Origin of the sequence: Rhodococcus sp. BL-253-APC-6A1W (assembly GCF_012843405.1) — a bacterium.
Lineage (GTDB): Bacteria > Actinomycetota > Actinomycetes > Mycobacteriales > Mycobacteriaceae > Rhodococcus.
The window spans coordinates 1-5116 of the sequence record NZ_JABAFB010000025.1; the positions used below are offsets into that span (position 1 = coordinate 1).

Below are 5116 nucleotides of genomic sequence, written 5' to 3' on the forward strand. Positions count from 1 at the left end.
TTTGAGACAATCAACCAAGTCGCATACGCGGCCTGAACCGCTCAACCCCACGAGTCAACTGAAGTGGGGGCAGTCCCTCGGCTTCTTCGGTCCGCACAAACACATGCCGAACACGCGATCGTAGCGCGATCACGGGGACCTCCGATCGAGACCCAACGACTTCAAGAATGCTGGAACGCGAATTCCCGCGCGCACACTATGTCGGAGCCTAGGCGCACAATGCTGCCATGAGGACCGATACGAAGATGACCAAGTCGGCCGGCGAGCACTGGGTATGTTCAGTTCTCGCCGGACTGGGTTGGGCCGCGTCACTTACCCGAGACGGCCTCGCTCGAACCGATCTGCTCGCAATCAATGTCGACTCAGGCCGACAGGTCTCGGTCCAGGTCAAGACGTCGAGTTGGGGCCCCAGACCGAATTGGATCTTCGGAGGGAAGGGAACCGAAGCCGCACGGACAAGCGGCGAGTGGTATGTCCTGGTAGTGCTGCCATCATGCCCGTGGGACTCCCCCCGTGGGTTGGTGGTTCCACGTGATCATGTCGCTGTAGGGTTCCATATCTCATACACCGACTGGATGACTGATCCCTCAGTTCCCCAAGGGTCCCGACGAACAACGATCGTCCAAGCGCGCACCGGCCTGTGGACATTTGCGGGCTATGAGGACCGATGGGACCTTCTCGGAACTCCCTCAGAGAACGTCCCTGTACTACTGCCGACTCACTACAGACAACTTGCACAAGACCCTCGAGTCAGCTTACCTTCAGGCCACCCTTGGGCCACCAAACTCCCCGAATGGTGACGTCACAGCTATCCATTCCGTGCACACGATGTTTCAGCCAGAGGGCCGCAGCCAACACCGCACCCCAGAGCCCGGCCTCATCGCGGGACCTGCCCTAGTGGAGGCGGCGGGACGCGAATGCTCAACTGTCCAGATGCCGCTTATTGCAGCCCCAGACCAGATAGTCGGCATCCGGGGCATCGACAGCTTCAGCTACGGGGAGACGAACTATTCATCTTATGACCAATTATTCGCCCATACCACTTTTACACACACCAAGAACCCTGGCAGATCCGTCTTTGTTCACTACCTCGCCGCAGCCCTCGGGGAGCTGGATACTGCACCCGATACAGACTATGGACACCGGAATGTCTTGCTTGAACACCGCAACCTTATCGTCGAGAATCTGCAACAAGCAGATGAACATGTTCGGTCGAAGTACGTCTGGCTGGCTAGATATCATAATTGGTTCTGCGACGAGAATATTTCAACTATCAATAAGTCGAGCAACGACTTAAGAGTGCCCGAGAGTAAAATCGGCAGCGACCCAGATTTGATTTCATTCCAGTCGCTCAAAGACTACGCCGCGAGTCTGGAACCGCTCTGACGAATGTACTCCCTCAGTACCGTTCAACGTCGACTAGCCCAACGTGATCCGGGCAGCCATGTCAAATGTAGTTTCCAAGCGGACATGACAACAACGCGTAGCCGGTGCCTCCAACGCTTAGGCCGCGCATGCACCGTGCTACGTTGTTCCGCGATGGAGGGGGGCCATCGCGATGCTGTATGCCGATACCGAGCGGATCCACGAGCTTGCGAACACACTGAATCCCGGCGAGAACACCCGAGAATCCGGAGTTTGCGACAAGGCGATCTCCGGCGTCTCCGGTCTGATTTCACCTTCGGCCACGTCCTCCGTGCTCGCTGTGCTCGGTGGTCTGGCCGACGCTGCTCTCAGTGCATGTCATGACGAGTTCACCACGCTCAGCGCGCTGACCGAGAACACTGCCGAGAGCTATCGGAACACTGACGACGAGACCGCCCAACAGTTCTCGGCAGTCGAGGTGCCCGAGTGATCGTGCAGGAATCCCGAGGGCTCCCCAGTAGATCAACGATCGAACAATGGGATGCACTGACTGCTTCTGACACGATCGTCCGCACTCTGGGCAACGAAGCTGAACAACTCGCTTCGCACACCCGGTCCGTTGACAGACAGCGCGCCGCCGTTTCGGGCGAGGGCTGGATAGGAACTGCTAACCAAGCAGCAGACGACCGGATCGCTGACGTATGCACCCGTAGCCGGAAGCTGTCCATAGGGCTAGTCGAAGTCGCCGGCACCGTCGAGAGCGGGCTTTCGGAGTTGCACTACGCCCGCAGAGCGTTGCTTTCGGCGGTCGCCGACGCAGAGGCCGACGGATGCCGCGTCGCAGACGACTGGACTGTCACGATCATCGGGCCGCCGACCGACGAGTCCGAGGCCAAGGTCTTCGAATGGGCCGGTTATCTACGCTTCAAAGCTGCAGCTGTCCAGGAGGCCGACTCCCGTGCCGCCCAATCCATTGCAGACGCAGCGTCAGCCCTGACCTTCGGCTCCAACTCAGGAATTCACGGCTTCGTGCCGATCATCGCGCTCGGTGCTGTCGATCTGGCGCTCATGGCAGCCTTCGCCGCCGGTGCGATCTCGGCAGGCGCGATCCTCCTCTGGGTCTCTGAACACTTTCCGAGCATCGACCTGCAGCAGGTGCTCGATATCATGCCGTCGACCCTGACCAATGATGGTCCGGGACAGTGGGAGTACCCCAACCGTGGCGGCACCTCCGAACGTGCCGGTGCCTACGAGGAACAAGTCACCGGCAGCCCTGCCGGAGTTGAATATGCCATCCCTAAAGCGGACGGCTCGGGCAACGTCCTGTTCGACGGGTGGGACCCGGATGCCGGAGAGAGCGGTAGGCTCATCGAAGCCAAGGGGCCCGGCTACGAATGGATGGTCGGCGACGATGGCCAGTTCAAGCCCAACATGGGCGCAGCCAAATCTCTTCCCGACCAGCTTCGACGGCAATCCGAAGCTGCCGAAGCCACCGGGGCCGAGATCGAGTGGCGCGTCGCCGAGGAGCGAGTAGCTGAAGCCATCGAGGACATGATCGAAGAAGCCGGATACGAGAACATTACGGTCAAGTACGTCCCGCCGGAGTAGCAGGCAACCGCAGGTAGAGGGAGGAACACGGTGGTACTGGATTTCATTGGTGGCTGGGGCGGACGGGTCGAGTCGCCTCACGACGGCGCAGGTCGCTTGCAGCGCTCGCTGCAGGAGATGCCCGACCTGTCCCGGCTCTACTCTCCTTGGCTTCTCAACGGGGTCAAAGACGACGGCACTTTCGTGCATCTCCCGGGTGACATCGACGGTATCGAAGAGGTAGTGGCCGACTCGATCCTCCGGGGTGATGATGGTCTGGCCATGGTGAAGACCGGGTACACACCCGACTTGATCCGGATGTGCGAGGGCAGCTACCGCAAGTACTCGGTACGTGTGGGATTCGACGGGACAGGGTTGAAGAACCACGTCCACTTCTCCCTGGACGATCCCGAGGTTAATCCGTCCGGTGGCATCACCCCCGAGCTTGTCGCCGACCATTTCCGCATCCTCGTCCAGGCATGGGAACCTGATTACCTGTTTGTCAGCACCAAAAAGCACCGTCGGTCGATCGGCTGCAAACCCGGACAGATCTGCGCCGGCTGGATCACCTACGTCAAGGACAAGGTCCCCCTAGACGAAACGACACTCCGCGCCAACGCAATCGAGATCATCCCGGGAGACGGTGGCCGATACGTCCAGCTCAACGGAACCCCTACCGCCCCCGATGTCCACCAGGCCATCATTGTCCGACAAGCTTTGGGCTACTGACGAATGCAGCGCCTTCAGAAGCGCGTGGGGCGGTTGCCAGGACGACGCACGAGCGTCAGATTCAAAGTTTGCACGGGGAGTCAGGCCGGGCGGTGCGACGAGGAACGCGTCCGGTTCTCCACAGGATGGAACAAAGTCCGGTGCGCCGTCGCTCGATCCACTAATTTCGGGCAATGACGTTCTCTCGTGACTTCCTCGCAGAATTTGGTTGCGTCCATGAAGATGGTGTACGAGCCGCAGCTGAATGACCCTGCGGGCGTGTCGTAACCGAACGAAAGACGGCCACCGCGTGATTCTCGAAGAGACCGACCAAAGTCACTCGAGACAGGACCACGCGATGACCACCGCCCACGATATCGACCTACGCCGGCTTGTCGAAGACCGACTCACCGGCGCCAGCCCCGACCTGCTGCGCGAGTTGCTGTCGATGTTCATCGACGCCCTGATGGGTGCCGAAGCCGACGTGTTGTGCGGAGCCGACTACGGGCAACGTTCCGACGAACGCGTCAACGTCCGCAACGGCTACCGGCATCGCGACTTCGACACCCGGGTCGGCACCCTCGATGTGGCGATCCCCAAGTTGCGACAGGGTTCGTACTTCCCGGACTGGCTGTTGCAGCGGCGCAAACGGGCCGAACGAGCGCTGACCACCGTGGTGGCGACCTGCTATCTGCTCGGGGTGTCCACCCGACGGATGGAGAAACTCGTCGACACTCTCGGCATCACTTCGTTGTCGAAGTCGCAGGTCAGCGTCATGGCGAAAGAGTTGGACGAGCAGGTCGAGGCCTTCCGCAACCGGCCACTCGACGCCGGTCCCTACACGTTCGTCGCCGCCGATGCACTGGTGCTCAAGGTCCGGGAGAACGGGCGGGTGGTCAACGTCCACACCTTGGTGACGGTCGGGGTCAATGCCGACGGTTACCGCGAAATCCTGGGCGTCGAGGTCACCTCCGCCGAGGACGGCGCCGGCTGGCTGAGCTTTTTCCGCGGACTGGTCGCCCGAGGCCTGTCCGGGGTGCAGTTGGTGACCTCCGATGCCCATGCAGGCCTGGTCGGGGCGGTCGGCGCGACCCTGCCCGGCGCGTCCTGGCAGCGATGCCGGACGCATTACTCGACCAATCTGATGGCGGTGACCCCGAAGGCCTCGTGGCCGTGGGTGAAGACGTTGCTGCATTCGGTCTACGACCAACCCGACGCTGATTCGGTTCACGCGCAATACGACCGGGTGATCGACGCTCTCGAATCGAAACTACCCAAGGTCGCGGAGCATCTCGACGCAGCGCGAGCGGACCTGCTGGCGTTCACCGCGTTCCCGAAGCAGATCTGGCGGCAGATCTGGTCGAACAATCCGCAGGAGCTTATCCGGCCCTCAGGGTCGGATCAACCCCTGATTGCCGATTTGGGTCAGCGGTCGAGCCGCTGCAGGTGGTCGGTC

Annotated in this window: 5 protein-coding genes; all 5 read left to right on the forward strand. The window is 61.0% G+C overall.

The window, feature by feature from the left end; all coding sequences use genetic code 11:
• Positions 1-828: 828 nt before the first annotated feature.
• Entirely contained in the window at positions 829-1386 is a 558-nt protein-coding gene (locus tag HF877_RS21010; RefSeq protein WP_169623138.1) for a hypothetical protein, read from the forward strand.
• 172 nt (positions 1387-1558) lie between these two features.
• Entirely contained in the window at positions 1559-1855 is a 297-nt protein-coding gene (locus HF877_RS21015) for a hypothetical protein (protein ID WP_169623139.1), read from the forward strand.
• Entirely contained in the window at positions 1852-2973 is a 1122-nt protein-coding gene (locus HF877_RS21685) for a Tox-REase-5 domain-containing protein (RefSeq protein WP_346765262.1), read from the forward strand. The genes HF877_RS21015 and HF877_RS21685 overlap by 4 nt, the downstream gene beginning before the upstream one ends.
• 30 nt (positions 2974-3003) lie before the next feature.
• The gene (locus HF877_RS21025) at positions 3004-3681 is read left to right on the forward strand and encodes a hypothetical protein (protein WP_169623140.1); all 678 of its coding nucleotides are present in this window, start codon (positions 3004-3006) and stop codon (positions 3679-3681) included.
• Positions 3682-4018: 337 nt separating this feature from the next.
• Positions 4019-5116, forward strand: a 1098-nt coding sequence (locus tag HF877_RS21030) for an IS256 family transposase (protein ID WP_240952868.1), incomplete at its 3' end; no start/stop codon positions are given.